28 protein-coding genes and 2 pseudogenes are annotated in these 26,248 nt (G+C 66.8%); 16 read left to right on the top strand and 14 right to left on the bottom strand.

Annotated elements, in window-relative coordinates; all coding sequences use genetic code 11:
• The first annotated feature begins 86 nt into the window (after positions 1-86).
• The gene (locus HWX55_RS27895) at positions 87-656 is read left to right on the top strand and encodes a hypothetical protein (protein WP_175978050.1); all 570 of its coding nucleotides are present in this window, start codon (positions 87-89) and stop codon (positions 654-656) included.
• 147 nt (positions 657-803) lie between these two features.
• Positions 804-1,478 carry a YebB family permuted papain-like enzyme gene (locus HWX55_RS27900; RefSeq protein ID WP_175978051.1) on the top strand — a complete coding sequence of 225 codons (675 nt, stop codon included), beginning with the start codon at positions 804-806 and terminating at the stop codon, positions 1,476-1,478.
• Between the two features lie 33 nt (positions 1,479-1,511).
• Here the strand turns inward: HWX55_RS27900 and HWX55_RS27905 are convergent, their stop codons facing one another.
• The 4 genes from HWX55_RS27905 to HWX55_RS27920 all read right to left on the bottom strand — a co-directional run bounded on the left by HWX55_RS27905 (position 1,512) and on the right by HWX55_RS27920 (position 4,567).
• Entirely contained in the window at positions 1,512-2,144 is a 633-nt protein-coding gene (locus HWX55_RS27905; RefSeq protein ID WP_175978052.1) for a LysE family translocator, read from the bottom strand.
• Between the two features lie 142 nt (positions 2,145-2,286).
• Positions 2,287-3,156 (bottom strand): PASTA domain-containing protein, encoded by an 870-nt coding sequence (locus HWX55_RS27910; protein ID WP_175978053.1) that lies wholly within the window; start codon positions 3,154-3,156, stop codon positions 2,287-2,289.
• 110 nt (positions 3,157-3,266) lie between these two features.
• Positions 3,267-3,599, bottom strand: coding sequence for a DUF2322 family protein (locus tag HWX55_RS27915; RefSeq protein WP_175978054.1), 333 nt, complete (start codon positions 3,597-3,599; stop codon positions 3,267-3,269).
• Between the two features lie 263 nt (positions 3,600-3,862).
• Positions 3,863-4,567, bottom strand: coding sequence for a flavin reductase family protein (locus HWX55_RS27920; protein ID WP_175978055.1), 705 nt, complete (start codon positions 4,565-4,567; stop codon positions 3,863-3,865).
• A gap of 235 nt (positions 4,568-4,802) precedes the next feature.
• Here HWX55_RS27920 and HWX55_RS27925 point away from each other — a divergent pair, with 235 nt between their 5' ends.
• Positions 4,803-5,129 carry a thioredoxin family protein gene (locus tag HWX55_RS27925; RefSeq protein WP_175978056.1) on the top strand — a complete coding sequence of 109 codons (327 nt, stop codon included), beginning with the start codon at positions 4,803-4,805 and terminating at the stop codon, positions 5,127-5,129.
• A gap of 10 nt (positions 5,130-5,139) precedes the next feature.
• Positions 5,140-5,559, top strand: a complete 420-nt coding sequence (locus tag HWX55_RS27930) for a secondary thiamine-phosphate synthase enzyme YjbQ (RefSeq protein ID WP_175978057.1) — start codon at positions 5,140-5,142, stop codon at positions 5,557-5,559.
• A gap of 58 nt (positions 5,560-5,617) precedes the next feature.
• On the opposite strand, the gene atsR is transcribed toward HWX55_RS27930, so the two are convergent.
• The 3 genes from atsR to HWX55_RS27945 all read right to left on the bottom strand — a co-directional run bounded on the left by atsR (position 5,618) and on the right by HWX55_RS27945 (position 8,885).
• Positions 5,618-7,438 (bottom strand): hybrid sensor histidine kinase/response regulator AtsR, encoded by a 1,821-nt coding sequence (gene atsR / locus HWX55_RS27935; RefSeq protein ID WP_175978058.1) that lies wholly within the window; start codon positions 7,436-7,438, stop codon positions 5,618-5,620.
• A 1-nt stretch (position 7,439) separates the two neighbouring features.
• Complete coding sequence (locus tag HWX55_RS27940; protein WP_175978059.1) at positions 7,440-7,943, bottom strand: molybdopterin-dependent oxidoreductase; 504 nt, start codon at positions 7,941-7,943, stop codon at positions 7,440-7,442.
• A 69-nt stretch (positions 7,944-8,012) separates the two neighbouring features.
• Positions 8,013-8,885, bottom strand: a complete 873-nt coding sequence (locus tag HWX55_RS27945) for a helix-turn-helix domain-containing protein (RefSeq protein ID WP_175978060.1) — start codon at positions 8,883-8,885, stop codon at positions 8,013-8,015.
• 357 nt (positions 8,886-9,242) lie between these two features.
• Here HWX55_RS27945 and HWX55_RS27950 point away from each other — a divergent pair, with 357 nt between their 5' ends.
• The 4 genes and pseudogenes from HWX55_RS27950 to HWX55_RS27965 form a co-directional block, all read left to right on the top strand.
• Complete coding sequence (locus tag HWX55_RS27950) at positions 9,243-9,830, top strand: SEL1-like repeat protein (protein ID WP_175978061.1); 588 nt, start codon at positions 9,243-9,245, stop codon at positions 9,828-9,830.
• 121 nt (positions 9,831-9,951) lie between these two features.
• Positions 9,952-10,779, top strand: coding sequence for a hypothetical protein (locus HWX55_RS27955; RefSeq protein WP_050016075.1), 828 nt, complete (start codon positions 9,952-9,954; stop codon positions 10,777-10,779).
• A gap of 129 nt (positions 10,780-10,908) precedes the next feature.
• A complete protein-coding gene (locus tag HWX55_RS27960) occupies positions 10,909-11,922 on the top strand; it encodes a hypothetical protein (RefSeq protein WP_175978062.1) in 1,014 nt (337 codons plus the stop codon).
• Between the two features lie 186 nt (positions 11,923-12,108).
• Positions 12,109-12,695 (top strand): annotated as a pseudogene (locus HWX55_RS27965) (hybrid sensor histidine kinase/response regulator); the annotation flags it as partial.
• A gap of 37 nt (positions 12,696-12,732) precedes the next feature.
• Here HWX55_RS27965 and HWX55_RS27970 read toward each other — a convergent pair.
• Positions 12,733-12,894, bottom strand: a pseudogene (locus HWX55_RS27970) (aminocyclopropane-1-carboxylate deaminase/D-cysteine desulfhydrase family protein); the annotation flags it as partial.
• 358 nt (positions 12,895-13,252) lie between these two features.
• On the opposite strand from HWX55_RS27970, the gene poxB reads away from it, so the two are divergent.
• Together poxB and HWX55_RS27980 are read left to right on the top strand one after the other, a co-directional pair.
• Complete coding sequence (gene poxB / locus HWX55_RS27975) at positions 13,253-14,974, top strand: ubiquinone-dependent pyruvate dehydrogenase (RefSeq protein WP_175978063.1); 1,722 nt, start codon at positions 13,253-13,255, stop codon at positions 14,972-14,974.
• Between the two features lie 477 nt (positions 14,975-15,451).
• Positions 15,452-16,039 carry a methyltransferase domain-containing protein gene (locus HWX55_RS27980; RefSeq protein WP_175978064.1) on the top strand — a complete coding sequence of 196 codons (588 nt, stop codon included), beginning with the start codon at positions 15,452-15,454 and terminating at the stop codon, positions 16,037-16,039.
• 41 nt (positions 16,040-16,080) lie between these two features.
• Here HWX55_RS27980 and HWX55_RS27985 read toward each other — a convergent pair whose 3' ends face one another.
• Together HWX55_RS27985 and blaOXA are read right to left on the bottom strand one after the other, a co-directional pair.
• Positions 16,081-17,220 (bottom strand): acyltransferase, encoded by a 1,140-nt coding sequence (locus tag HWX55_RS27985; RefSeq protein WP_175978065.1) that lies wholly within the window; start codon positions 17,218-17,220, stop codon positions 16,081-16,083.
• A complete protein-coding gene (gene blaOXA / locus HWX55_RS27990; RefSeq protein ID WP_175978066.1) occupies positions 17,217-18,023 on the bottom strand; it encodes an OXA-1043 family class D beta-lactamase in 807 nt (268 codons plus the stop codon). The genes HWX55_RS27985 and blaOXA overlap by 4 nt, the downstream gene beginning before the upstream one ends.
• Before the next feature lie 701 nt (positions 18,024-18,724).
• Between blaOXA and HWX55_RS27995 the strand changes: the two genes are divergently transcribed.
• A complete protein-coding gene (locus tag HWX55_RS27995; protein WP_175978067.1) occupies positions 18,725-19,291 on the top strand; it encodes a hypothetical protein in 567 nt (188 codons plus the stop codon).
• A gap of 27 nt (positions 19,292-19,318) precedes the next feature.
• Here the strand turns inward: HWX55_RS27995 and HWX55_RS28000 are convergent, their stop codons facing one another.
• Complete coding sequence (locus HWX55_RS28000; RefSeq protein ID WP_027782171.1) at positions 19,319-20,194, bottom strand: LysR family transcriptional regulator; 876 nt, start codon at positions 20,192-20,194, stop codon at positions 19,319-19,321.
• Between HWX55_RS28000 and HWX55_RS28005 the strand changes: the two genes are divergently transcribed.
• The 4 genes from HWX55_RS28005 (at position 20,193) to HWX55_RS28020 (ending at position 22,584) form a co-directional block, all read left to right on the top strand.
• Positions 20,193-20,333 carry a hypothetical protein gene (locus tag HWX55_RS28005; protein ID WP_175978068.1) on the top strand — a complete coding sequence of 47 codons (141 nt, stop codon included), beginning with the start codon at positions 20,193-20,195 and terminating at the stop codon, positions 20,331-20,333. The two genes, HWX55_RS28000 and HWX55_RS28005, sit on opposite strands and share 2 nt — an antisense overlap.
• Before the next feature lie 21 nt (positions 20,334-20,354).
• Positions 20,355-21,674, top strand: coding sequence for a DUF3422 domain-containing protein (locus tag HWX55_RS28010; RefSeq protein ID WP_175978069.1), 1,320 nt, complete (start codon positions 20,355-20,357; stop codon positions 21,672-21,674).
• Between the two features lie 33 nt (positions 21,675-21,707).
• Positions 21,708-21,911, top strand: a complete 204-nt coding sequence (locus HWX55_RS28015) for a hypothetical protein (RefSeq protein WP_175978070.1) — start codon at positions 21,708-21,710, stop codon at positions 21,909-21,911.
• Between the two features lie 238 nt (positions 21,912-22,149).
• Positions 22,150-22,584 carry a GNAT family N-acetyltransferase gene (locus tag HWX55_RS28020; protein WP_089435884.1) on the top strand — a complete coding sequence of 145 codons (435 nt, stop codon included), beginning with the start codon at positions 22,150-22,152 and terminating at the stop codon, positions 22,582-22,584.
• Positions 22,585-22,655: 71 nt separating this feature from the next.
• On the opposite strand, the gene HWX55_RS28025 is transcribed toward HWX55_RS28020, so the two are convergent.
• Positions 22,656-23,552, bottom strand: a complete 897-nt coding sequence (locus tag HWX55_RS28025; RefSeq protein WP_175978071.1) for a LysR family transcriptional regulator — start codon at positions 23,550-23,552, stop codon at positions 22,656-22,658.
• A gap of 139 nt (positions 23,553-23,691) precedes the next feature.
• On the opposite strand from HWX55_RS28025, the gene tam reads away from it, so the two are divergent.
• Positions 23,692-24,477: a trans-aconitate 2-methyltransferase gene (gene tam, locus HWX55_RS28030; RefSeq protein ID WP_175978072.1), complete on the top strand. Its 786-nt coding sequence runs from the start codon at positions 23,692-23,694 to the stop codon at positions 24,475-24,477.
• A gap of 41 nt (positions 24,478-24,518) precedes the next feature.
• Here the strand turns inward: tam and HWX55_RS28035 are convergent, their stop codons facing one another.
• On the bottom strand, positions 24,519-25,109 hold the full coding sequence (locus tag HWX55_RS28035) for a GNAT family N-acetyltransferase (RefSeq protein ID WP_175978073.1): 591 nt from the start codon (positions 25,107-25,109) through the stop codon (positions 24,519-24,521).
• Between the two features lie 100 nt (positions 25,110-25,209).
• Positions 25,210-26,094, bottom strand: a complete 885-nt coding sequence (locus HWX55_RS28040) for a helix-turn-helix transcriptional regulator (RefSeq protein ID WP_175978074.1) — start codon at positions 26,092-26,094, stop codon at positions 25,210-25,212.
• Positions 26,095-26,248: the final 154 nt, after the last annotated feature.

Genomic DNA, 26,248 nt, shown 5'->3' on the forward strand with positions numbered 1-26,248 from the left:
AATGCCGACGCGATCGGCCGAACGGCGCCGCATGGCGCGCCGGGTCGTGCGTCGACGCGAATGCGTTTCTTCCTGTCGAGCCCTACATGCAGCCATTCGATACGCCGTGGAATTCGCTGGAAATCGTCAAGCTCGTGCTCGGCGTGCTGACGCCGTTGTCGGTCGCCTGTCTCGGCTGGCTCGTCGCGCGCCGGCTCAAGCGGCTCGAACTCGTGCAGTGGACCAACCAGCGGCTGATCGAGAAGCGGCTCGCGCTGTACGACACGGTCGCGCCGCAGCTCAATGCGCTGCTGTGCTTCTACACGTGGGTCGGCTACTGGAAGGACATCTCGCCGGACGACGTGATCCGCGCGAAGCGCGACCTCGACCGCACGTTCCACATCTACCGCTACCTGTTCGACGACGACGTGTACGACGCGTATCACACGTTCATCCATGCGCTGTTCGAGATGCATACGGGGCCGGGCCGCGACGCGCGGATCCGCTCGCTGATCCAGGCGCCCGACGGCGACCGCAGCGTGCACGGCTCGTACGCATGGAAGCCGGTGTGGTCCGAGCGTTTCTCGACCGCGAACGTCGTGCCGAAGGACGACGTGCTGCGGCACTACACGCAACTGATGGAGCGGCTGCGCGTCGCGTTGGGTGCGACGCGCTGACGGCTTGTGCGCGCTGGGCCTCGCGCGTCATGCCGGTATCGAAAACCGCCACCGGGCGGCGCGGATTCGCACCCTCGCGCATGAACCGGATGCGGTGCGCGGCTGCGGCTGCCATGCTCACGCCATGTCCACTCACGCGAGGTTCGCATGGTCGTCGACACCCGCCGCCAGCCGTCCCTGGTCCGCTCGCCCGGCGCACGCCTCGGGCGCCGCTTTTCCACCGGTTCTCCAGAATCGCTTGCCGTGCCGTTGCCGGTCGAACCGGAAATCGGCGACATCGTCTTCATCCGCGTCACCGTGCGGCCGTTTCTCGAAGTGGCGAGCGCGACGCGCTCATGGACGAATCACGTTGGCATCGTCGTCGGCGGGCGCGGCGGCGACGTGCTGATCGCGGAGAGCACTTTTCCGCTGTCGCGCGTCACGACGATGTCGCGGTTTCTCGCGCGCTCCGATCGCGGCGCATGCGTGATCGCGCGGCTGAAGCAGCCGCTCGATGCCGCGCAGCGACGCCGGCTCGTCGACGCGGCGATGCGCAGGATCGGCGTGGTGTACGACACGGGTTTCAATCTCGCGTCGCGCCGGCAGTTCTGCTCGCGTTTCGTGCGCGAGATCGTGCGCGATGCCACGCGGATCGTGCTCGGCGACGTCGAGACCTTCGACACGCTGTTGCGCCGGAATCCCGATCATCCGCTCGGTTTCTGGAAGATCTGGTACTTCGGCCGGATTCCGTGGCGTCGCCGCACGGTGACGCCGGCGAGCTTGCTCGATAGCGACCAATTGCGTGTCGTGGCGGATACGCGCGAGCGTAACGCGGATGCGTGAGCAAGGGACCTGGTACTACGGATTCTCGACGGGCTAGTTCCGCCCCGCGACCGCGAGCCGCGCCGCCAGCCCCACGAACACCGACGCGAGCAGATACTGCGGCACCTTCGACGGCCGGCGGCGCGCGCCGATCCGCTGGCTCAGCCGGCTCGCGGAGAGAATCACCGCGCCGTTCACGACGATCCCGATCAGGTTCAGCACCGTCGCGAGCACGAGAATCTGCACGGCGATCGAACCGTGCTCGGGTCGCACGAACTGCGGGAACAGCGCGAGCACGAACAATGCCATCTTCGGGTTCAGCAGGTTCGTCGTCAGCCCTTGGCGAAAGATCGTCGCGGTCGAATGCCTACGTTGCGACGCGACGGGCGATAGCGCGGTCGCATCCGAACGGAACGTCTTCCACGCGAGATACAGCAGATATGCGGCGCCTGCGAAACGCACCGCGTCGTACGCGAGCGGCACCGCGACGAAGAGCTGCGACAGACCGAGCGCGGCCGCGAGCGCGTGGCAGTAGGTGCCGGCCTGAATGCCCGCGAGCGTCGCGAAGCCGGCGCGCGGCCCCTGGCTCACGCTGCGGGACGCGATCAGCAACATGTCGGGGCCGGGCGTAACGGTCAGTGCGAGACACGCGCCGGCGAACAGCGCGAGCGTGGAGAGGTCGATCATGGCAGTCCCTTTTGCTGGTGCGGCGTAAAAGGGAACTCAGTTTAGGAGGGCGCGCGAGGCCGGTCAATCGAGCGAACGGACGATGGCCACACGGCACGGATCGCGTGACGCATGCATCGCGCATGCGCGTCCCGCACCTCACTCACTGTTTGCGACAGGCCACCTGATAGTCGATCACGGTATTCGCGGATGGCCGGTCCGGCTCTCCGCCCACCGTCGTGACGCCGAGCACGCCGGCCGCGTTCCGATAGCGCAGCGCGCAATACCCCACTCCGGTGCCCGAACATGCTTCGGCTTCGACGATGCCGTGCTTCGCGAGCGTTGCCGCGCCGTCCATCGCGTCCGGCTTCTCGCGCGGACGCAGCGGCTGCCAGCCATGCGCGATCAGTATCTTGCGTGCCGCGTCGAGCGGCTTGCCGTACACGTTCGGCACGACCGCGTGGCCGTTGCAGTGTGTGCTTTCGGTGGCGACGCGGGTCAGCCGCAGTTCGCCGTTTTGTTCGTGCAGTTCGCCGACGGGCGGCGCCGGGCCGTCGCCGCCCCAGATCAGCAGCGCGCCGCTCTCCAGCCGGTCGGCCGAGCCGAGCTGCCAGCCCGCCTTGCGCGCCGTATAGCCGAGTGCGACGAGTGTGGTGCCGTCGAATACGCCGATATTGCCGTTGCGCGCGAAACAGATCGCGCTCGTGCCTGCGTTGAATCCGCTCGCGAAGGTCACGACCGTGTAGCGCCCGAGCGATGCCTCGGACGTCACGATCCAGTCGCGCTGCGCGACTTCGCGGCCGGCCGCCGTGGTCGTTTTCGCGCGATATCGCGTGCAGAACGGATCGAGCGAACCGCCTTCAGGCGAGCGCGGCAGCGTGCCGAGCGGCACGAGCGACGCCCCGGCGATATCGGAGCCCGTGCGCAGCGGCTCGGCCGATGCCGTGCCGCCGTACGTGGCACCCGCCAATACCGCGATCGAAACAATCGAAGCAAGCGGGCGGGCGAGCGGTGACGCAATGGAAAGAAACACGCAGGCTGTCTCCGGGGAAAGTGGGACGGGCGCGGCAATCGCGCTTTTTCGCCCGTCTGTCACGGTCGCGCGCACCGCCTGGCGGCACGCGCGCGCGTGCCGCCACCGACTCAGCCCTTCGCGACCACGTCGATGCGCAGCGCATCGCCGCCCGCGACGATCGCCAGCAGACGATCGACGTTCGGGTGCGCGCCCGGACGATTACGTGCATCGGCCGTATGTTCGGCGAACACCGCCAGGCCGTGTTCGGCCGCCTTCGCGTCGAGCGTGCCGAACGCCTGCTTCAGATAGTGGTACACCGCGAGCGAGCCCTGCTTGCCCGGCTGGTTCTCGATGGTCGCGACCACGTCGCCGTTCGCGCCGACGAGATCGATGCGCGCGATGCCGTCGATGGCCGGCAGTTGCGCGAGGTTGTCCTTGAATACTTGGGTCGGTTGAATCACTGAAAACACTCCGTCGGTTCGGTCATGGGCCAAGGTGCGTGGCCGGCCGTATCTTATCCGATCGGCTTAGGGGCGCCGGCCGTGCGCCACGCGAGCGGCGCATCCGCGAGCCACAGCGCGCTGCCCGTCAGCATCGCGACCCGCAACCCGGCCGCACAGCCGCCGCAGCGTCGTACAGCGCGTCCGGCATCGCGACGCCGAATACCGCGCCGATCATCCGCGTCACCTTCGCCAGCGATGCCGCCGTGCCGGCGAGTGCGGCGTCACGGTCGCCCGTTTCCGGTCAGCGCGCCCGCGTCGCGCGAGCGCTCGATATCGGGGCTGCGATACGCATGCTCGGGAATCTCGGCGAGCCGCGACGCATGCACCTGTCGCGGCGCCAGCCCGTAGAACTTCTGGAAGCTCATGATCAGCGGCGACCACTTGTCCGGATCGATGCGGTCCGGATGACCCTCCATCAGCAGGTCGGGGTGCACGTGCACCCGCTGGATGCGCAGCTCGAACACGCGAATGCGGCCGCGGAGGTCGGGCATGTCGTCGCCGATTCCGTATGTGGCCGCGACGACCGCCTCCATATGCACCGGACATTCAAGCGCGCGCGGCGGCGCGACCGTTTGCGACGCGGCCTCGGTAAACCCGGCCGTGCCGAACTTGTCGGGTTCGAATACGTAGCCTTTCGCGCGCTTGCCGTCGGGCACCGGATACGTGCCGGTCGTGCGCGCGATCCGGTCCACCGCGTCCGCCTGCGCCGACGATGGCAGGTTCAGCACGCATTCGCCGGTGCGCAGCAGATTGCGGGTGGTCTGCGAGCTGGCGGCGATGCCGATCACGCTGCGCCAGCCGAGCCAGAAGGCCGACGAGATCGGCGCGAGATTGGCCGTACCGTTTTCGTTCAGCGTGCTGACCAGCACGACGGGCGTGCCGAAGTAGAGGATGTTCGGTTCGGTGACGCAATGCGGCGCATTCATGGTCGAGTTCTTCGTTGACGGGATGGGTTCACATGCTGATCCCGTCTCGTCGGCGCGGCGCTCCGAATCTTGTCGTGTCATTCACGAAACGTGCGTGCACAGGCGTCGCCCGCGCCGCGCCGGACCGAGCCGGCAATGCACGGGCTTTTCCGCTACAGTAAGAAATCGAAGGCCGCGCCCGCCTGCATCACGCCGGCGCGCGCAGTCACGTTCCGCCAACGCACACGAGGGCCTGATGGACACCGAGCAACGCTACACCGCCAACGCGCCGACCCGCGCGGAAGTCGACGCACTGGGCGGCGCAACCGTCATCGAATTCGGCGCGAACTGGTGCGGGATCTGCGCAGGCGCGCAACCCGCGATCACGGCGTCGTTCTCCGCGCATCCTGCCGTGCGGCACCTGAAGATCGAGGACGGCCCCGGCCGTCCGCTCGGTCGCTCGTTCGGCGTGAAGCTGTGGCCGACGCTGGTATTCCTGCGCGATGGGGTCGAAGTTGCGCGCGTCGTGCGCCCCGCCGACGCGAAGCAGATCGAAGCCGACGGCTTCGCCGCGCTGGGCTGAGGTCACGACGATGCAACAGGCCATCACGCACGTCGGCGTCGATACGCGCGGCAGCGGCCTCGTCGAAGTCACGCAGCAGGTGCGTGCGTTCGTCGACCAGCAGGCGATCCGCACCGGCCTGCTCACCGTGTTCTGCCGCCACACGTCGGCGTCGCTGCTGATCCAGGAGAACGCGGATTCGTCGGTGCAGCGCGATATCGAACGCTATTTCGCGACGCTCGCGCCCGAGGACGACACGCGCTACGAGCACGACACCGAAGGCGCCGACGACATGCCCGCGCATCTGCGCACGGCGCTCACGCAGGTGCAGTTGTCGATTCCGGTCGAGCACGGGCGCATGGTGCTCGGCACGTGGCAGGGGATCTATCTGTTCGAGCATCGCCGCGCGGCGCACCGGCGCGACATCGTGCTGCATCTGATCGGCGAGTAGGCAAAGCAGGCGGGCAGGCAAGCGGACGGAAACGCGTGACGCCGCGCCGGCGCGCGGCTCAGGCGAGCAGCTTTTCGACGAGCGCGCCGAGTTCGCGCAAGTGAACCGGCTTCGGCAGGAACGCGTCGAACACCCGCTTGTTTTCCCGCAACGCGGCCGATTCATACGCACTGACGCCGAGAATCGCCGGATGCCGGCCGTCGTTGTCAGGCTCCGCCACCGCACGAATGCGCCGCGCCACGTCGAATCCGCTCAGGTCCGGCAGTTCGAGATCGAGCACGACGAGGTCATAGCGGCCCGTACCGAAGCGCGCGACACCTTCCTGCCCGGTGCCGCACAGATCGGCGTCGATGCCGAGCGCCGACAGCATCGCGCCGAGCGTCTCGCGCGCGTTGTCGTTGTCGTCGACCACCAGCGCGCGCCGGTCGCGATGCGCCGGCACGGGCGGCAGCGCAAGCACGTCGCCGGCCGCGGTGCCGGCCGTATCGACGGCGGGCACTTCGACCGGCAGCGTCACGACGAACTCACTGCCTTCGCCGACCGCGCTGCGCACGTCCACATGCCCGCGCAGCGTCGTCACGATTTCGCGCACGACCGCGAGCCCCATGCCGATCCCGTCCACGTGCAGTCCGACCGCGTCGTTCGCGCGATAGAACGGCTCGAAGATCTTCGGCAGATGCTGCTTCGCGATGCCGGCGCCGGTATCGCGCACGGCGATCTTCACCTGCTGGCCGGCCGGCGCATCGGCGAGCGTGATCGCCACCGTGATGGAGCCGCCGGTCGTGTACTTGACCGAGTTCTCGATCAGGTTCGACAGCACCTGCCGCAGCAGCTTGCGATCGGAGCGGATCGCGAGGCCGGGCGGCTCGACGCGCTGCGTGACCGTGATCCGTTTCGTCGCGATCTTCTCGCGCAGCGGTTCGAGCGCCTCGGCAAGCAGCGGCGCGATGCCGACTGTATCGAGTTCGGCGACGCGTTTCGTCGAGCGCAGCTTGATGTAGTCGGTGAGGTCCTTGACGAGCGCTTCCAGCGACAGCGCGGAATTCTGCAGCCGCCGGATCGTCTTCAGGTTCGCATCGGACTGCGGGCGTGCGAGCAGGATCTCGATCGATCCGCAGATCGCCTGCAGCGGCGTACGCAGTTCGTGACTGACCATCCCGAGGAACGCGTTCTTCGCCTCGATCATCTCGAACGCGCGGTCGGACGCCTTGCGTTCCGCGTCGAGCGCCGCGTTCTGCCGTTCCAGCAGGTCGTCGCGCGTGCGCATCGTATAGAACAGCAGCAGGAATAGCGCGCACAGGATCACGCCGAGCACGATGCCGAGGATCAGGATCGCGCGCTGCTTTTCCTTCAATTGATGGAACGTGAAATCGCGCTGCGCCATTTCGATCGCGCGGAAGTAGTTCGCGAGGCCGTTGACTTTCGGCCAGTACGCATTGACTTCATCGATCACCTGCCGCGCCTGCTTCGGCGAGTCGCGCAGCAGCGGCACGTCGCGCTTCAGGCGCGCCATGAATTCGCCGAGCGCGTCGATCTCGTTGCGCGCGCGCGGGATGCGCAGCCAGTATTGGGACACTTCGGACGGCCGCTGCAGGAACCCGAACGACACCGACAGGCTGTCGAGCTGCATCTGCACGTGATCGAAATCGTCGTCCTCGCGCGTCGCGTAGAGAATCAGCTGGCGGTCGAAGCGCGTGTAGACGTTGCGGTATTGCGCGGCGGTCCAGAACACGCCTTCGCGCGGCCCCTCGAGCACGCCCTCGTTGACCGAGGTGGCGAGGAGATCCCACAGCAGGAACGCCCACGCGGCGAATCCCATGATCCACAGCGAGCCGAGGATCAGGATGATTTTTCTATTTTTCCATCGCCGCCGCGTCATGTCACTTCACGGTCAGACCGATGATCTGCCACGCGAACTTGGCTTCGCCGAGCGGCGTCTTCAGCTCGTCGGGATACTGGTCGCGCGGATACATGATCCACAGCGGGCCGTAGTTGTCGTTGCCGAGCACCTTGCCGTTCATCGTTCGCGCGAGGATCACGCCGTACTTGGCGGCGTCGGAAACAGGAATCGTGAACGTGTATTCGTCGATGCAGCGGAATTCGATCTGCGTGCCGTGCGCGCCGACCGTCCTCAGCACGTCGGACAGGCGCGGGCCGGTGAAGGCGGTCTTCGGCGTCCAGCTCGTCGACGTGACGATCGTATGTTGCGGCAGCGCCATCAGCGCCTGTTCGGAAAAGACGTACGCCGTCTTCCCCTGCTGGTTGCTCTTGCTGATCTTGCCGTCGACGGTGAACGTGAACGACGAAGCGGCCCATGTCGCGGCGGCCATCCCGAGCAGGCAGGCAGTCAGCAGGCTTTTGGTCCAGATGGTTGAAACGCGCATGTCTTTTCCTCGTTCTGGTGGTTCGTGTAGCGGGTTGTCGTTCCGGTCTCCGTTCACGGCGCCCGGTTTTCAGTTCGTCGCCGTCGCCGCCGGCAGCGTGAGCTTCAGCTCGCGGGCGACTTCCGCGAACAGGATCGGCAGGCGCACCGGCTTTTCTTCGCAGCGCGCGTTGTAGTGCGACACGATGTGCGCGATCTCGTCCTCGCTCGCTTCGCCGGTCGAGATCTTGCCGGTCAGCAGGAAGATCGGCGCGCCGCTGTTCTCGCTCGAGCGGATGCCGCGCACGAGTTCGGCGGCCGTCTGGTCGCCGAGCATCCAGTCGAGGATGTAGCCGTCGAAATCCTCGACTTCCAGCGCCTTGCGGAAGCTCGCGCCGTCGAAGTACGGAATCGCGTTCACGCCTTTTTCGATGAAATATTCACAGACTGTTTCGGCGACGTCGTGCGAATCGTCGACCACGGCGATCCGTGCCGCATACACGTTCGGCTGCGTCGAGCGCAGCTCGATCACGTCGACCGGATACGTGCGGCCCTCGCGCGCGTGCTGGCGTTCGGTAACGATCCATTCGCCCTGCCACTGCAGCGCGACGAAGTCGGTTTCGATCTGGCTGGTGGCCTTCGTCGAGATTGCCGCGCGGCAGCGCAAGCGCTTCGATTCGATCACGAACGTCGCGTCGATCATCTCGGCCGCGGCCGGCTGCGTGCCCTTGTCGTCGAGCAGGATCGCGGGCGGCACGCCGAAGTGCGTTGCGATGTCCTGCAACTGCGACAGGTTCCACGGGATCAGGCCCTTCATCTTGCGCGTGACGACCGAGAAGCTCAGGCCGAGCACGTTCGCGATCGTCGTATTGTGACTTCGCGGCGGAATGCCGTTCCGGTTCAGGAGGTCGCGCACCTTGTTGGCGGTGATGAGATCGACGTTGGCCTGCTCGGTAGTGGACATCTCGATGGGGTCTCCAGGGGTTTTGGCGAGGGAGAGCATATCAAAGCTGACGCGCCACGCAAACTTTAAACACGCGTAGGACCTTGACATGTCATTTTTCTCCATTATTATTGCTCACCACGTCACTATTGTTTGTCGCGTCATGTTTGGAGCGCGATGCCGGCACAGTCGGGGCAGCGAAAAGCGGCAGCAATGAAGCAGTGACGGAACGATTCCAAGAGAGAACCTGAGAGAGCCTTGGGCGCGTGTCGGCGTTGGCGGATTGCATCCGCTGCGCCGCACGCAACCGGGTACGCGCTCGCGGGGTGGGAAAGCTCGAAGAATTGCGGCGCAGATAAAACTTGAGGAAAGTACCCAATGTATCGCCGTTTACTCGCACCGGGGCTGCTGTTGCTATTGGCCGCGTGCGCGCAGGATCCGTCGGTTACCGCCAGCACGGTACGGATCTGCGACGACACAGGTTGTTCCGATCGCCCTAAAGATCAGGTCTCCTATCAAAAAAGGGACGATTCGGAAGACCGGGACGATCCGCGCATCGCCGCGCTCAAGCAAACCGCGAAGACCCAGCCGAAGGCCGCCTACGACCTCGGCCTGCGTTATTTCCGCGGCGACGGCGTGCGCCAGGACAGCTACCAGGCCCTCAAGTGGATGCGCGAGGCCGCCGAGCGCGGCGACCTGAACGCGCAGAAGGCGCTCGGCAGTTTCTACCTGTTCGGCCTCGAGGAAATGGGCTCGGATGCGCGCGAAGCGGAGAAGTGGCTGTCGATCGCGGCTGGCCGCGGCGACAAGGAATCGAAAAAGCTGCTCGACCTCGCGCGCAAGGCGAAGAAAGAAGACGAAGAAGACTGGAAATGGCGCACGCAGTGGCGTGACGTTTATTACGGCTACTGGTACTCGGGCTATCCGTACTACGGCGTCTGGCAGCAGACGTACTGGTACTACTGACCGGGCCTGAAGCAACGGGGGCAGCCGCGGGGAGACCACCATCGCGCGCCACGCCGGGGGGCTTATCGAAGTTCGCACGAACACATAAGCCGAACAACGACGCTAATCGATCGATAACGACATGAAGACCAACCTTTCCCAACGTCTCACTCAAGGCGCGCTGGTTGCAGCGCTTGGCGCGTCCGTCGCGGGTTGCGGCGGCGTGGTGACGCCCGGCGGGCAGAACGCCGGCGTGACGGGCGCGGCGGCCGGCGGCGCGAGCGCCGGCGCCGATTCGCAACTGCAGCGCTGCCCGTCGCCGCTCGGCACGATCGCGGTCGACGACGGCCGCAACGCCGACTGGTGGGGCCAGTTCGGCAGCGCGACCAAGGTGACGAGCATCGATCCGCTGCTGCGGCTGGCGGTGCAGCAGTCGAACTGCTTCGTGATCACGTCGATCGGCAACCAGAAGAGCGACGCGCGCCTGTCGCGCATCACGCAGTTGCAGCGCAACTCGGGCGAGTACCGCGCGGGCTCGAAGCAGCAGAAGGGCCAGCGTGTCGCGGCCGACTACTACATGGAACCGCAGATCGTGATCAACGATTCGCCGATCGGCGGGATTGGCAGCATGATCGGCGGGCTGATCGGCAACAGCGCGGTGGCGGCGGTGGCGGGCCACCTGCAGACGAAGGCGTCGGTGGTGACGCTGACGCTGTTCGACGTGCGCTCGGCGGTGCAGATCGCGGCGTCGGAAGGCAGCTCGACGGCGACCAACTACGGTGCGGCGCTGGGCGGCTTCGGCGGCGGGGTAGGCGGCGCGCTGGCGGGCTTCTCGTCGACGCCGGAAGGCAAGGCGACGGTGGTGGCGTTCATCGATGCGTACAACAAGATGGTCGTCGCGCTGCGTAGCTACAAGGCGCAGGACGTCAAGGGCGGACTGGGCCGCGGTGGGCAGCTGCAGGTCAATTGACGTCGCCGGGCCGGCAGAGGCCGCCGGCCGACTCCCGATTTCTGATTCTTGATTCGTGATGGTCGGTGCGCGCGGCGTGATTCGCGCGCACGGGCTTCGTTCGTCCCGCTCATTTGAAAGGTGATCCCGATGAAAGCCGTTGCACTGATTGCATTGACTTGTCTGGCGCTGACCGCTTGCGGCGGCGACGACAGTTCCTCGCCCGCTTCGTCAGGCGGATCGGGCACGAGCAACAACGGCGGCAGCGGTGGGACGGGCGGAACGGGTTCCGGCGGTACGGGAAGCGGCGGCAATGGTGGTTCGGGTGGCAGCACGCTGACGTGGCGCTACGAAGCGCAGCCCGTTGCGGCTGACCGGGCGAGCTTCCTGACGTTGGTCAACAACGAAGGCGCGAAGGGTTACCGCTATCTGGGCGACTACTTCTATAACGCGACGAATGGCGGCACGCAGTCGATCTTCGTAAACGACGGCACCGCGCAGACCTACACGTACCAGTTGCAAACAGCGCCGGCCGACATGACGTCCTTCGTCGTTGCGGCCAACGCGCAAGGAGCGAGCGGCTACCGCTACGAAGGACCACTTACGTACGGCGATCTCTATCGCAAGGACGGTGGTTCATCCGCCACCTACACGTATACGACGACCGGCCTGCCGGCCGATGTCAACGCTTTCCTCACGCAGGCGAACGGCCAGGGCCAGTCGGGCTACTGGTTCCTCGGCCCGATGGTGGTGGGCACCGTGCAGGCGAACGTGTACATGAAGAACAACGCATCGAACGCGACCTATACCTACGACGCGCTGGCGCCGACGTCGACCGTCGGCGACTTCATCGCGCAGGCCAACAGCGAAGGGGCGAAGGGCTATCGCGCGAAGGGCGGGATGGCATTCGGCACGGCGATCTCGTGGATCTACGTGAAGGACCAGACGCAATCGCCGACCTTCACGTACCAGTCGGCCGCGATCCAGTCGACCGGCGCGAGCTTCGTGCAGCAGGCGAACACGTTCGGCGCGCAGAGTGCCGCATATCTGAGCGACATCGCGCTCGGCACCACCGTGCCGCCGGTGATGGCGTCGTTTTATTTCACGCCGAAGAACTGCACCGGCTTCCTGTGCACGGCGCTGAATCCGCTCACGCAAAACTGAGCGAGCGTGTCCGGCGCGGCGGCACGAGACGAGCTTCGTGCCGAACGCGTCGTATCGAGTGCTTCGGGCGCGCTGTGTCTACCGTGGATGCGCCTTTGCCGCCGGCTTGCCGGCGGTAGTTCATTTGTGCGGCCGCCCGCCGCTGCCGCATGTCCGCCTTCCGGGGGCGTCACGCCGAGCCATACCATGCAGCATACTTCTGCCCATTCGCCGACGTTCGGGGGAGGCATCGTCGTCACGATCCTGATCGCCAGCAGGCTCATGATCACGTCGATCGTCTAAGGCCACGCGGCACCGGCCGGCATCGCTAACACGTTCTTCGCCAATGGCCAGCAGCTCGCGATCACGCCCTATCCGTCGCTCGTGGTCGGTGTGCCGGGGGCAGACCGCAGAGCGCGGCGAGTTCGATCAATCGCGGGCACATGCTCGAGGGCTACCACACTACAGCACGCGTGCCGGAACGTTCGGCTTCGTGCCGCACCAGTCGCGCGACAATCCGGCACTCGCGACGTCCGATGCGCGTGCGCATGTCCTCGCGGCTCTGCGCGTCGATTTCGACGGTCCGCCGCCGAACGACGCGCGACCGAACGTCCATTGGCTGCCACCCTACCTGAACCCTGTCACGGGGTAGGTGCGTATCCGTCTCGCGGCCGAAGCGCGCACCGGCCGGCGCGTTCTTCATCACGTCCGCCGATAACCGCCTCATTGCGATTGATCCCAGCCGCATGCACACGAGCGAGCTGACCGAGCGCTTGCTGAAGCTCGATGTCGCGAGCGGCGCCCCTGCGTGCCATCCGCTTGCAGCCCGTCTCACCCGTTGCGGAGGATCTCCGAGTAAGCGCTCTGCGCTGGCGGCCCGCCAAGGTCGGCGTACAACATCCTCGACCCCGGCTCGAATTCCCCGAGCCGCATCTTGTCGATCATCCCGTGAATCGATTTCCATTCGTACAGGGGATCGATCAGCATGCCTTCCCAGCCGCGCGTACAGCCGAATCGCCAAGGAGATCCTGTCGACGCATGCGCTGTCGGTGTAGTGCTGGCGCCGCGGGCAGCCGGTCGGGCGCTCGCCGTCGATCCCGGCGCATCGGTGGCTGGCCGAGCCCGCATTAGCCTGCGCGCACGGGTGCCTGGGTAGCGGCGACGCTCGTCCGTCCTCTGGGAAAGGGCGCCCCGCCTGCGCGGACGGGCAGGGCCGCGTTGTCGCGCAAACCGATTGCATCGTCACGACACCGTTCGACGCGATCGCGTATGCTCGTCCCGTCATCGGCGAAGGCAGCAGGCGCCGGAGCCCGATCAATCGTGTGACGACCGACCAACGAGCGAGGACAGCATGGCAAGACAGACGATGGCGGAATATCTGGCGAAGACGCTGGCGGCAGCGGGCGTCGAGCGCATCTGGGGCGTGACGGGCGACAGCCTGAACGGCCTGTCGTTCAGCTTGGGCCAGATCGGCTCGATCCGCTGGATGCATACGCGGCACGAGGAAAGCGCGGCATTCGCGGCCGGCGCCGATGCCGCGTCGACCGGGCGGTTCGCGGTGTGCGCGGGCAGTTGCGGCCCCGGCAACCTGCACCTGATCAACGGACTGTACGACTGCCACCGCAATCACCAGCCGGTGCTCGCGATCGCCGCGCACATTCCGTCGACCGAGATCGGCCTCGGCTACTTCCAGGAAACCCATCCGCAGGAGCTGTTCCGCGAGTGCAGCCACTTCGCCGAGCTCGTGACGAACGCGTCGCAGTTTCCGCGCGTGCTGGCGCGTGCGATGCGTACCGCGATCGAGGAGCGCGGCGTCGCGGTGATTGTGCTGCCGGGCGACATCGCGCTCGGCGACGGCCCCGACGAAGCGCCGGCGTGGAGCGAATCGGCACCGCCGTCGATCCTGCCGGCCGACGCCGATCTCGACCGGCTCGCGGCGCTGCTCAACGAATCCGACGCGGTCACGCTGCTGTGCGGCAGCGGCACGCAGGGTGCGCACGACGAAGTCGTCGCGCTGGCCGACACGCTCGGCGCACCGGTCGTGCATGCGCTGCGCGGCAAGCAGTTCGTCGAATGGGACAACCCGTTCGACGTCGGGATGACTGGGCTGATCGGTTTCAGTTCCGGCTATCACGCGATGGAATCGTGCGACACGCTGCTGATGCTCGGCACGGATTTCCCGTACCGGCCGTTCTATCCGACGAACGCGAAGATCGCGCAGATCGACTGGAAAGGCTCGCAGCTCGGTCATCGCGCCCCGCTCGCGCTCGGGCTCGTCGGCACGGTGAAGGAAACGATCGCGGCGCTACTGCCGCGGCTCACGCGCAAGACGCAGCGACGCTTCCTCGAGAATGCGCTGACGCACTACGCGGCCGCGCGCAAGGGGCTCGACGATCTCGCGGTGGCCGAGCCGCCGGGCCGCGCGATCCATCCGCAGTACCTGACGAGGATCGTCGACGAAGTCGCGGCCGAGGACGCGATCTTCACGGCCGACGTCGGCACGCCGACGCTCTGGGCCGCGCGTTACCTGACGATGAACGGCAAGCGGCAACTGCACGGCTCGTTCAACCACGGATCGATGGCGAACGCGATGCCGCAGGCGCTCGGCGCGCAGGGCGCGCATCCGGGGCGGCAGGTCGTGTCGCTGTCGGGCGACGGGGGGCTGTCGATGCTGCTCGGCGATCTGCTGACCGCGCGCCAACTCAAGCTGCCGATCAAGGTCGTCGTGTTCAACAACAGCCTGCTCGGCTTCGTGTCGATGGAGCTGAAGGCGGCCGGCTATCTCGACACGAACGTCGACCTGAGCCCGACCGACTTCGCGGCGATCGCGAAGGGCGCCGGTATCTTCAGCGTGCGCGTCGAGCATTCGGAGAACGTCGAGCAGGCGTTGCGCACGGCGTTCGAGCATGACGGGCCGGCGGTGGTCGACGTCGTCACATCGAAGTACGAACTCGCGATGCCGCCGAAGATCGAGCTCGCGCATGCGAAGGGCTTCAGCCTGTTCATGCTGCGCGCAATCCTCAGCGGGCGTGGCGACGAGATCGTCGAATTGGCCAGAACCAACTTGCGGTGAAGATGGGTCGCGCGCCGTGTGGCGAGCACGGCGCGCGGCTCATAGCCCGGGCCGTGCTGCCCGCTCGCGCACGGCTTTGGCTAACGACCTTGAGGCGGCGGGCAGATGAGGGTTCGCGGCAGGGAGATATCGCGCGCCCAAGTCCCGACCCCATTTCTGCCGCTCGGCACTGACAGGCGACGATTTCGCGGCGAGCAAGACGGCGCTGCAGCAGGCCCGGATCGTTGACAAGCGCTATCCCAGCACTTCCAGCCCCGCGTCGATCGCTGATCCGGCACGAATTGGTCAGGCAAATCAGGGTCAATCTTCACGTCACCTTAAGTTTGCGTTTCCTAGAATCGATTGACCGTCGCGTGTCCAGCGACGGACCGATTCGCCCAGGAGGATGCGCATGAATCTTGCCCGTATCGCCGTAGCCCTGTTCCGCGCAGTCGTCGGCATACCGCCGCTGACCGCGCAAGCATTCGAGGCCCGCCGATGACGTGGCCGAACGCGTGGCGTGTCTCGGCACTGTTCGTGCGCGAGTGGGTCGGCCGGCCGGCCGCGGTGGGCGCGTTGTGCCCGAGTTCGCGGCATCTGGCGCGCGAGATGGCCGACACGGTGCCGGACGGCGACGGGCTCGTCGTCGAACTCGGCGGCGGTACTGGCGCGATCACCGCGGCGCTGCTCGAACGCGGCGTTGCGCCGCAGCGTCTCGTCGTGGTCGAACGCTCGCCGGCGTTCGTGCGGCATCTGCGGCGACGCTTTCCCGGTATCTCGATCGTATCGGGCGACGCGCGGCAGCTCGAGCGGCTGTTGCCGCCGGGCGCCACGGTCGACGCGATCGTGTCGTGTTTGCCGCTACGCACGCTGCCGCGCGAGGACGTGACGGCAATCGTCGATCAATGTCATCGCGTGCTGTCGTCCGCCGGCGTGATGATTCAATTTACCTACGATTTGCGCACGCCCGGACGTCACCCGCTGGGCGATTCGGCATTCGTCGCGTGCGACAGCCGGATCGTCTGGGCCAACCTGCCGCCCGCGCGGATCGTGACCGTGCGTTGCGCCGCCGCATACGCCGGCTGACCGCGGCCGGTTTCTGCTTTGCTCGCCGCCACCCGGAGACGCTAGACGCGCGCGCTGTCCGTCACCTGCACTGCGGGCCGCGACGCAACGCGCTTGATGAAGCGGTCGAGCGGCGTCGCATAGCCGCGTGCGATGACCGCGCTCGATGCTGCCGACAGCGCCAGATACGCGACCAGCAGCGCGAGCTTGTCGTTGCCATGCGTGGCAGACGGCGGCCAGAACGTGCGCAGCGCGCCGAGCACGATCAGATGAAACAGATACAGCTCGTAGCTGAGACGGCCGCTCCAGCGCAGCGGCGCGAGCAGGCGGCCGTGGGCGGGTGTGCGTTCCGCATGCGCGCCGATCAGCAACACGGCCATGCCGAGCGCCATCGCCGATACGCCGGGCACGTGGCTTTCGGCGATCGGCCACGCGAGATAGAGCGCGGTCATTAGTGCTACGACGAGCCACTGCACGGGCGCGGCCGCGAGTACCTGCCACCGCGTGCGTTCGGCGAGCAGCGCCGTGCAGCAGCCGATCGCGATGCCGTCGAAGCACGCGAAGTACGCGTACAGGAAGCCGCCTTCGTCGCCGGGATGCGTGTAGCGATACACGGGACCGATCGCGGCAATCAGCAGCCAGAACGCGAACAGCCGCGTGTCGCGACGCAGCGCGATGCACAGCAGCGGAAACGACAGGTAGAACACCTCTTCGACCGACAGCGACCACAACACGCCGAGCGCGTAGTTGACCCATCCGTATGCGCCGATCAACACGTTCATCCAGAACGTGAGCGACGCGAGATTCACGAGCCAGTACGATACGGCGATGCCCTGCGGCGCGTGGTTCGTGAAGATCGGCACGCCGGCCGCCGCGAGACCGTTGACGAGCGCGAGCAGCAGAAGCAGGCACGGGACGATGCGTGCGATGCGCGACACGTAGAACGCACGCACGTCGAGCGCACCGAGGCTGCCCCAGCGGCGGCGCGCATTCGACGTGATCAGGTAGCCCGAGATCGCGAAGAACATCGTCACGCCGTAGTTGCCGTTGCGCACGATCGCATGGATCGTGTCCCAGCCGAGCACGCGCGCGAGCGCGGTGTCGCGCAACGGATACGCGATGTTGAAGTGATGGAGCAGGACGAGCAGGATCGACACGCCGCGCAGCAGGTCGATGCGGGCGTTGCGGCGGCCGGCGCTCATTCGGGCCGGGCCGGGTCGGCGAGCGCCGGCAGCGCCGCGAGGAACGTGTCGCGCGAGCGCAGGCCGGCATTGGGCGTCTGCCGCTCGTCGTCCTGGATCAGGTTCGCGAATACCAGCGTGCGCGGCCCCTTCGTTGCCCAGCCGACGAACCAGCCGTACGCGTGCGCAGCGTCGTACTTGGAGCCCGGCGAGCCGGTGCCGGTCTTGCCGTGCACCGTCCAGCCGCCCGGTTGCGCGTCGATCAGCGTGATGCGCGCGGTCATGTCGTACGCGTGTGCGCTGACGGGCAGCGTCCGCTGCGCGATCTTGCGCATGAACGCGACCTGTTCGAGCGGCGAGATCCGTAGCGACGAATTGACCCATGCGCCCATCATGCCGGGGAGTTCTCCTTCGTTGCTGGTGACGTCGGCGTTGCCGTAGCCGAACGCGCTCGCGTACTGCTGGAAGCGTGCTTGCCCGAGCGCCTGCGTGACCTGCTCCGAATACCAGAAGATCGACAGCTTCATCCAGCGCGCCGGGTCGGTCGGTTCGCGCCACGGCGCGCCGCCCCAGTCGGGGTAGCCGGCGTGGAAGTCGAGCGTGGGCGTGTGCGCGTCCTTCAGCACGCCGGCGTCGAAGCCCATCAGGCTGATGGCGACCTTGAACGTCGATGCCGGCGTCACGCGGGTCGCGCAGTCGCCCTGCTGCACGAGCACCTTGCCGGTGGCGGCGTCGGCGACGACGGTGCAGACGGGATGGGCGTGAGAAGACGCGGCGGCCAGCAGGCCGGCGAAGACGAACAGCGTGTCGCGCCAGTGTTTCAAGTGCGGCTCCTTGGAAAGCATGCGGAAGGTGGGCGGGATGGACGGGAAGCGCGAGGCTCGTGCGCACTCGAAGCGAGGGCCGGCATCGATGACGACGGAGATCGCCGCCGTCGGGGTGGCTCACAGTGTATCGACGGATCGCCTGGTGTCGACCTGTCATGGTTGACGGGGGCGCGGGCGACTTTCACCGGTTCACGCCGCGCATCTCGATCACACGCTCATCGCTGGACGGTCATGGCGGCAGGCGACGAGTGGAAAGCACCCAGCATATCGCCGCGAACCCGGCGGGCCGAGTCCACCAAACGGCTGATCGGCGTCGAAGGGATTGCCCGACGGCGCAAGCGCGACGTGCGGGGCGCGATCCCTGCACATAAATGCCGTTTTTTGCATGACCGACCCGTTTTTTTGCACGGTGTTGATACGGTCTCTTCTAAGCTGGACACGTGTCGAACAGCCGAGACGGCCTCTGTCCGCGCCATGCCATCATTCATTCCTTTCTCGGGTTCGATGGCGCCGGCTGCCGGTTGCGCGTCGGCGCATCCGGCAACGGCGTGCCGATCCCCCGCGCACTGAACCGGGAACGGCTATTGCTCGGCTAATCCGCCGACGACTCACCGGCCGCCGTGCTGTCCGCCGGCTGGCGACGACGGCCGTTTGTGCGCTGCGTCGAACGCGGCGCTACCCCTGAACAGGGAGGGCCCATGTACCTTACGGAAGAAGTGCGTAGTGCCCGCCCGGCTGCCCGTCGCGCGCATACCGCGGCGTTGCCGTCGGGCAGGCAGCTTGCCAGGCAGTTGACGGTGACGGTTCGCGCGGCGGACGTGCTGTTGCGCCAGGCGATTCGCGTGCCCGATCGCCATCAGTGGTCGGTCGACGCCGAACGCGTCGATGCCGCCGGCGGGCCGCTTGCCGCGTGGGATTCCCACGTGACGTTCCGCATCGTCAAGACCTATGCACCGGCGTTCGATGCGGACGCGCGTGCGGCCGACCCCCATCAAGCGGTGGTCGAGATCCGATTGTTTCTACCTGAACAGGCCTACGTGGCCGAGCGGCGCATCGGCATCTTCGGCCGGCGGCACGGCCACCGGTTCAGCGCGACGCTGTCGGTCACCGCCGGCTCGCAGTGGGGCGGCCGGCGCAGCGAGCACGTTCCGCCCGCGGGGCGCCACGTGCACGGCGACACGCTGGAAGCGCTCGTCGACACGGTGGCGGCCATCGTCAACGCGGCGTTGCTCGCGGCAGGACATGGCACGAGCGGCCATCGGTGACGCGGCGGCGCGCGTGCGCCGACGGGCTCACGCGTCGCCGGTCTGCCCGGTTTGCCGCTGCAGGTCTTCCATCAACTGTTCCGCGAGGAAGTCGCACGGCGGCCGTTTCGACTTCGTGCTGCGCGCGAGGATCAGCTCGAGCGGCGGCAGGTCGGGCAGCCCGTGCGAGCGGCCGAGCATCGACAGTTGCGCGGGAATCGCGCAGCGGGCGAGCGGCGCGACCGCGAGGCCGGCTTCGACCATGCTGAGCAGCCCGAGCAGGCTCGGGCTTTCATACGACGTGCGGTACGGCACTTTCGCGCGTTCGAGGCTGCGGATCGCGTTTTCGCGCGCGACGCTGCCCGGCATGAACACCGCGATCGGCAGCGGCCGTTCCTCCCACACGCGCGGCCCGTTCGTCATCGCGGCCCACGCCATCGGCTCGTGGCGGATGAAATCGCCGGTGAGCCCCTTGATGCGGGTCCCGCAGACGAGATCGACGGTGCCCTCCTTGATCAGCGGCGCGAGCGCGCTGCTCGGCAGCCCCATCACCTGGATCTCGACCTTCGGGTAGGTCGCCGAGAATTTCTTCAGCACCGACGGCAGCAGCGACGACGCATAGTCGTCCGGCACGCCGATCACGACCTTGCCGGTCACTTCCGGCCGCACCACGGCCGCCCATGCCTCGTCACGCAGCGCCAGCATTCGCCTGGCGAACCCCAGCAACACCTCGCCCTCGCGTGTCAGCACGATGCTGCGCGGCTTGCGCACGAACAGGGGCCGACCGATCGCGTCTTCCAGGCTCTTGATCTGCATGCTCACGGCCGACTGCGAGCGGTTCACGGCCTCGGCCGCGCGGGTCATGTTGCCGGTTTCCGCGACGGCGACGACGGTGGCCAGCACGTCGTGATCGAGCATCTTCATGGCTATCAGCAAAACTGAACGTAACGATCAGCATTATGCGTTTTTATTGTTGCTGTGTGTCTGCCATAGTGCGATCACGCTGGCGTTTCGCCCGGGGGCGGCGCGGCGGTTGGCCGGTCGATCCGGCGTGCGGGACTGAACAGGGAAGCGTGGTGAATCGGTGATGGACCATCCGTTGCGCGCCGCACTGGCCGCGGAGTTGCATGCGCGGCCGTTCCTGCGGCTCGCCGAAGCCGTGTCGCTCACGCATTACGCGATCTATGCGGACGGCCAGCCCGACATCCACGAAACGCTGCTGCATGCTCTGTGTCGCGATACCGGCATCGACGCGCCGCACGAAGGCGCGACGCACTACGCGGTGCAGTCGCCGTGCGGCTGGCACCTGAAGTGGGAGCGCCACACCGAATTCTCGACCTTCACGTTCGTCGCGCCGCGTCGCGACACCGGCTATTTCGACGATCTCGCGATCGACGGCATTCCGGCCGCGTGGTTCGCGCGGCTGGCCGGCATCCGCTTCGTCGCGGTGCGGATGGAGCTACTGTCGGGCGACGCCGCGCGGCGCGTATGCGGCGACCTGCGGCGCTGGATCGACGGGCCCGCGCTCGTCGGCAGCCGCGTGCTCGGCGGCGGCAAGGTGTTCTGCGACTGGCACGTGCGCGACGACGGCTTCATGCGTTTTCTCGTCGTCGACGACGATTTCCGCGAGGAGCAGGGCGGCCGGCTGTTGCAGCGCCTGTACGAAATCGAAACGTACCGGATGATGGCGCTGCTTGCGCTGCCCGTCGCGCGCCGGATGAGCCGCGAGCTCGACGAGATCCACGCGGCGCTGCATGCATTGATGCAGCGGATGGACGCGAGCGGCGCCGATGGCGACGACACGGCGTTGCTCGTCAAACTCACGCATCTCGCGGTGCGGGTCGAATCGTTGTCGGGATCGGGCGCGCGCTTCAGCGCGTCGCGCGCGTACGAAAAGCTCGTGCTGGCGCGTATCCACGAGTTGCGCGAGGAGCGTATCGAAGGGATGCCGACGATCGCCGAATTCATGGAGCGGCGTTTCGCGCCAGCGATGGAAACCTGCCGCAGCGTGTGGGCGCGTCACGAGCAGATCGCCGCGCGGATCGCGCGTGCGGTCGACCTGCTGCGCACCCGTGTGAATCTCGCGCAGGAAAAGGACGTCACGCGGCTCTTGGCCGGCATGGAGCGCACCGCACGCAACCAGCTTCATTTGCAGCACGCGGTCGAAGGGCTGTCGGTGGCCGCTATTTCGTACTACGTGCTGTCGCTCGCGACGGCGGCGTTCAAGGCGCTGCACGTGATGAACCTGCCGGTCGATCCCGAACTGGCGGAAGGGCTGCTGATCGCGCCGGTCGTGTTCGCGGTGATTCACATCACCCGGCGAACGCGTGCGCAGCTTGCGCGGTCCGAGGCCGCGCATGACGGCGCGCCGGTGCCTGCGGCGGCGTTGAAGCAGGCTGGCTAGAACATCAACGACATATAAGGCAAAGGAGTGGAGATGACTTTTTCGCAGAAGCAAGCAGGTTTTTATAGCGGTTTCGATGCCGCGTTCGACGAACCGGCCGCGGATGACGCGAGTGCGCCGGAAGAAGCGCGCGTGACCTCGTATCAGGCCGTGCTGCAGGAACCGATGACGTCGCTCGTCGGCAATACGATCGATCGGCCGGACGTCGCGGCGGTGGCGATTCTCGGGTACAACTGACGCGCGTGTCGTTCGCATTATTCGCGTCGTTTCCACGTCACGCCGGCGTTTCGTTCGACTGAAACGCCGGGCGCCCGCGCGGGACGCGCGATCGACGTGTACCGACACGGGAAGGAACCGAACGCGAAGTGGCGCGATCCGTTCGCCGCGATCGTTGTGGCCTGACGCGCTATAGTCGTGCAGCCCCCGCCGCGGGCGCCGCACGCCCGGCGGTCTTTTCACGTACGCGTTCGCCTTGATGACAGCCCATCCCGACGTCACCCTTCAACTGACCGACACCGAGCAGCCGGCCGCCCGAGACTTCATCAGCCGCAAGCTCGGCGAATTCAATCATGCGATGACGGGGCGCGCCGACACGGCCGCGCTCGACGTCTACGTGACCGATCCCGCGACCGGCGAGGTATTGGGCGGCCTCACCGGCCGCACGTCGCTCGGCCTGTTCTTCATCGATCTGTTCTATCTGCCCGAATCGCTGCGCGGCGGCGGCTTCGGCAGCCGGTTGCTGCGCGAGGCCGAAGCGGAAGCGAAGCGGCGCGGTTGCGCGCGTGCGGTGCTGTACACGATCTCGTTCCAGGCGCCCGATTTCTACCGGAAGCACGGTTACGAGACGTTCGGCGAAGTGCCGTGCGAGCCGGAAGGCGCGGCGCGCGTGTTCATGGTGAAAGTGCTTTGAGCGGGGAGGTGTGGCAACGGGCCGCTTCCTGCTATCTCATGAGGCCCCGTTAGCCCCGCATCGCTCACCGCTCACCGCCCGGGCGTCGCCCGCTCGACGATCATGTCGTACAGCGCCCGCGCCGCGGGCGACAGTTGCGCGTTCCGGCGCATGACGAGCACGAGCGTGCGCGACACCGACGGCTCGACGAGCTCGATCGTGCGGATCATCGGATACGCGTTCTTCTGGATCGCGAGCTTCGGCACGACGGCCGCGCCGAGCCCTTCGGCGACGAGCCCGAGCGCCGTCGAACTGCGCTGCACCTCGTAGAACGAATGCAGCGACACACCGCTCGTCTTCAGCGCGCCTTCGAGCAGCCCGCGATTGCCGCTCACTTCGCCGGCGAAGATCAGCGGATGCGGCTGCAGCGCCGCCCAGCGGATGCGCCGCCGCTTCGCGAGCGGATGATCGTCGCGGCATACGAGCACGTAAGGATCGTGCGTGAGCGGCACGCTGACGAGTTCCGGATGCTGGTCGCCGGCGATGCTGATGCCGAATTCCGCTTCGCGCCGCAGCACGGCCTGCAGCACCGACGCCGACGCGTGATCGAGAATCTTCACGCGATCGTGCGGCCGGTGCCCGGAGAACGCGCGCAGGATGCGCGGCAGATACTGCACGCCGACCGTCGGCACGCACGCGATCGTGACGTCGCCGCGCTGGCTCAGGCCCGTCTCGCGGATTTCGGTCAGCGCATCGGACAGTTCGTTCAGCAGCCGGCGCGCCTGCGGCAGGAAACGCCGACCGATCTCGGTCAGCGTGGTGCGGCGCGTCGTGCGTTCGACCAGCGCGACGCCGAGATACGCTTCGAGCTTGCGCAGCCGCTGCGTGATCGCCGTTTGCGTGACGTGCAGCGTATCGGCTGCCTGCCTGAAGCTGCCGCCGTCGGCGATCGCGACGAAAGCCTGGACGCCGAGCGTATCGATCTTCATCAGAAATTTGAATCAATCACGATATTAAATTCATTTTACTGGAGGTCGGGCGCAGTCGCAGAATGCGCTGCATCGACGGCCTGCGGCATTCCCTTGCGCGGAAGCGCGGCAGCCGCTCATGCCGACAAGGAGATCTATCGTGACGACCCCGCTCGATCAATATGCAACCCAGTACCTGCAGTTCGAGGATGAACGCACGCGCCCGGTGCGCGACCTGTTGGCCGCCGTGCCTAACACGCCAATCCGCACCGCGATCGATATCGGCTGCGGGCCGGGCAATTCGACGGAAGCGTTGATCGCCCGCGCACCGGACGCGACGATCCACGGGATCGATGCGTCGGCGGACATGGTCGCGGCCGCGCGCAAGCGCCTGCCGGCGCTGCGTTTTGACCTTGCCGACGTCACGACCTGGAACGACCCGGGCGGCTATGACCTGATCCTGTCGAATGCGGTGCTGCAATGGGTGCCTGCGCACGACACGCTGTTCCCCAGGCTCGTCGGCCGCCTCGCGCCGGGCGGCCATCTCGCGGTGCAGATGCCCGACAATCTCGATGAACCGGCGCACCGGCTGATGCGCGAAGTCGCCGCGGCCGGCCCGTGGGCCGACAAGCTGAAAGGCGCGGCGCGCACCGAGCGGTTCGATGCGCGTTATTACCATGCGCTGCTCGCACCGCTGTGTTCGCGCGTGGACGTGTGGCGCACGACCTATTACCACCCGCTGCGCAGCGGCGCGGATGCAGTCGTCGAATGGTTCAAGGGCAGCGCGCTGCGGCCGTTCCTCGCGGCGCTCGACGACACCGAACAGCGCGTGTTCGTCGCGCGCTATCGCGACGCGCTGGCCGGGCCGAACGGTTATCCGGTGCAGGACGACGGCACGGTGCTGCTGCCGTTTCCGCGCCTGTTCATCGTGGCGACGCGCAAGTAACGCGGCATCGACACGGCATTGACGCGACGGATCGCAGTGCGTCAGCGCACCGGCTGCACCGATGCTGGATCGATCGTGCGGCTTTGCGCGGTCTGACCGTCGCGTAGGTCCTTGTACCAGAACAGTGCGACTTCCCCGGCGTTCTCGCCACTGGCATACAGGAAGCGGTCGTGGCCCCCGAGTGTGAAGCCCGCTCGCGCGTACGTCGAGCAGGCCGCGACATTGTTCGCCTGCGTTTCGAGCCGCATGAAGCGGAACCCGTGGTTGCGCGCCCACGCTTCCGCGGCCGCCAGCAGGAGCTGCCCGATGCCCTGGCGCCGGCAGTGGCGATCGACGGCCAGCTCCGCGATCTCGGCCATGCCGTTCCAGCTTTCCTCGATCGCGACGAACCCGGCGAGCCGCTCGCCGGCCGTCGCGCGAAACAGCGCCGTTCGGCCCGACGCTTCATTCGCCCAGCCGGCCGGATCGAAGCCGTAGTCCTTGCGCCGCGTCGGCAGCGCGCGAAGATCGAGCAAGTCCTGATACGGCGCATTCAATTCCCACGCGATGTCGAACGAGAAATCGCATTCGTTCAGCTCGGCGGCGGCAAGCGCGAGCGTGGGTTCGATGCTGATGTGTTCGGCTCGGTCCATAGGTCGGTGTCCTGTCTTCGGCGGGATGGCGTGGTGGTGTGCGTGATGCGATCGTCGTTGCTTCGTTCACAGCACCGGGACGCAGATGCAGCGACTCAGGTCAGCGCGAGACGGCCGGCGGCGCGCCGCCGTCGTGCGATCCGGCGGCGGGGAACACGGTGGTGGCCGAACCCCACGCGGCGAGTTCGCGCTTCGTGCGCACGCCGAGCTTCGCGAATGCGCGCTTCACGTACGACTCGGCCGACGCGACGCGCACGCCCAGGATGTCGGCGGTTTCCGGCACGGTCTTGCCGGAGAGCAGATGCTTGCAGGTTTCGTATTCGCGCTTCGACAGCTTCACGCCGTCGGCCGCGAGACGCGCATCGAATTGCGCGAGCGGATGGAGGTCCGGCGTTGCGTGCGCGATGCGCCGCGCGGCGGTGGTCGACGCATGCAGTTCGAGCAGCGGAAACAGCATGTCGCTGATGCTGCGGAAGCGGTTCATCTCGGCGAGCGTGAACGGCGGCCGGTCGCGGCCGCGCTCCAGGGCGATCGAATGCTGCGAATAACGGGTGCCGCGTGCGAGCACGCATTCATGCCCGATATGCACGTCGTCGAACAGCCGCTGGCGGAATTCGCCTGGCGGGATCGCGGCGATGTCGCGCACGACGAGCATCGTGCCGGTCTTGCCGCGCAGCCCCGCGAACAGCGGGTCGCTGTCGAGAAAGCGCTCGTAGTAGAGCGTCATCACGTCGGAGATGTCGGTGGACGCGGCGCCGATGCCGCTGCTGCCGATCCATTCGCAACGGTAGCCGGTGGGCATCGTGCCATCGACGCGAGAACGTTCGACGTGTGCGACGTCGAGCGGCACGACGTCGTTCAGCAGTTGCGTGAGGCGCGGCACGAAGTGCGGCGTGCCGACCGTCTCGATCAGCTCGCCCAATGCCTTGAACGATAGGTTGACGCGATCGTCGTCGCGGTGGATGGCGTTCACGTTGAGCAGCATGCGGTTCCCAAGGGCCTGTTCCGCCCATGACGCGCGTTCCGTCGATATGAAAAAAGCATGGGTTCGGCTCGCGATCGGGACGGAATACGGGCAGGCGGCTTGCCGATCCGTTCGCCCCGTAAAACGTCGCGTGTCATCCCGAAGAGGGCATACC

Source organism: Burkholderia sp. BCC1047 (genome assembly GCF_902833155.1).
Taxonomy (GTDB): domain Bacteria; phylum Pseudomonadota; class Gammaproteobacteria; order Burkholderiales; family Burkholderiaceae; genus Burkholderia; species Burkholderia sola.

Excerpts from the sequence above, each read along its gene's own strand:
- HWX55_RS28040 (WP_175978074.1), bottom strand. The coding sequence starts at position 26,094 with ATGCTGCTCAACGTGAACGCCATCCACCGCGACGACGATCGCGTCAAC.
- HWX55_RS27940 (WP_175978059.1), bottom strand. The coding sequence starts at position 7,943 with ATGCGCGTTTCAACCATCTGGACCAAAAGCCTGCTGACTGCCTGCCTG.
- HWX55_RS28000 (WP_027782171.1), bottom strand. The coding sequence starts at position 20,194 with ATGAAGATGCTCGATCACGACGTGCTGGCCACCGTCGTCGCCGTCGCG.
- HWX55_RS27950 (WP_175978061.1), top strand. The coding sequence starts at position 9,243 with ATGTATCGCCGTTTACTCGCACCGGGGCTGCTGTTGCTATTGGCCGCG.
- HWX55_RS27905 (WP_175978052.1), bottom strand. The coding sequence starts at position 2,144 with ATGATCGACCTCTCCACGCTCGCGCTGTTCGCCGGCGCGTGTCTCGCA.
- HWX55_RS27930 (WP_175978057.1), top strand. The coding sequence starts at position 5,140 with ATGCAACAGGCCATCACGCACGTCGGCGTCGATACGCGCGGCAGCGGC.
- HWX55_RS28015 (WP_175978070.1), top strand. The coding sequence starts at position 21,708 with ATGACTTTTTCGCAGAAGCAAGCAGGTTTTTATAGCGGTTTCGATGCC.
- HWX55_RS27980 (WP_175978064.1), top strand. The coding sequence starts at position 15,452 with ATGACGTGGCCGAACGCGTGGCGTGTCTCGGCACTGTTCGTGCGCGAG.
- HWX55_RS27920 (WP_175978055.1), bottom strand. The coding sequence starts at position 4,567 with ATGAATGCGCCGCATTGCGTCACCGAACCGAACATCCTCTACTTCGGC.
- HWX55_RS27985 (WP_175978065.1), bottom strand. The coding sequence starts at position 17,220 with ATGAGCGCCGGCCGCCGCAACGCCCGCATCGACCTGCTGCGCGGCGTG.
- HWX55_RS28025 (WP_175978071.1), bottom strand. The coding sequence starts at position 23,552 with ATGAAGATCGATACGCTCGGCGTCCAGGCTTTCGTCGCGATCGCCGAC.
- HWX55_RS27925 (WP_175978056.1), top strand. The coding sequence starts at position 4,803 with ATGGACACCGAGCAACGCTACACCGCCAACGCGCCGACCCGCGCGGAA.
- poxB (WP_175978063.1), top strand. The coding sequence starts at position 13,253 with ATGGCAAGACAGACGATGGCGGAATATCTGGCGAAGACGCTGGCGGCA.
- HWX55_RS27955 (WP_050016075.1), top strand. The coding sequence starts at position 9,952 with ATGAAGACCAACCTTTCCCAACGTCTCACTCAAGGCGCGCTGGTTGCA.
- HWX55_RS27945 (WP_175978060.1), bottom strand. The coding sequence starts at position 8,885 with ATGTCCACTACCGAGCAGGCCAACGTCGATCTCATCACCGCCAACAAG.
- HWX55_RS27995 (WP_175978067.1), top strand. The coding sequence starts at position 18,725 with ATGTACCTTACGGAAGAAGTGCGTAGTGCCCGCCCGGCTGCCCGTCGC.
- HWX55_RS27900 (WP_175978051.1), top strand. The coding sequence starts at position 804 with ATGGTCGTCGACACCCGCCGCCAGCCGTCCCTGGTCCGCTCGCCCGGC.
- HWX55_RS27960 (WP_175978062.1), top strand. The coding sequence starts at position 10,909 with ATGAAAGCCGTTGCACTGATTGCATTGACTTGTCTGGCGCTGACCGCT.
- HWX55_RS27895 (WP_175978050.1), top strand. The coding sequence starts at position 87 with ATGCAGCCATTCGATACGCCGTGGAATTCGCTGGAAATCGTCAAGCTC.
- atsR (WP_175978058.1), bottom strand. The coding sequence starts at position 7,438 with ATGACGCGGCGGCGATGGAAAAATAGAAAAATCATCCTGATCCTCGGC.
- HWX55_RS28020 (WP_089435884.1), top strand. The coding sequence starts at position 22,150 with ATGACAGCCCATCCCGACGTCACCCTTCAACTGACCGACACCGAGCAG.
- HWX55_RS28035 (WP_175978073.1), bottom strand. The coding sequence starts at position 25,109 with ATGGACCGAGCCGAACACATCAGCATCGAACCCACGCTCGCGCTTGCC.
- HWX55_RS28005 (WP_175978068.1), top strand. The coding sequence starts at position 20,193 with ATGGCTATCAGCAAAACTGAACGTAACGATCAGCATTATGCGTTTTTA.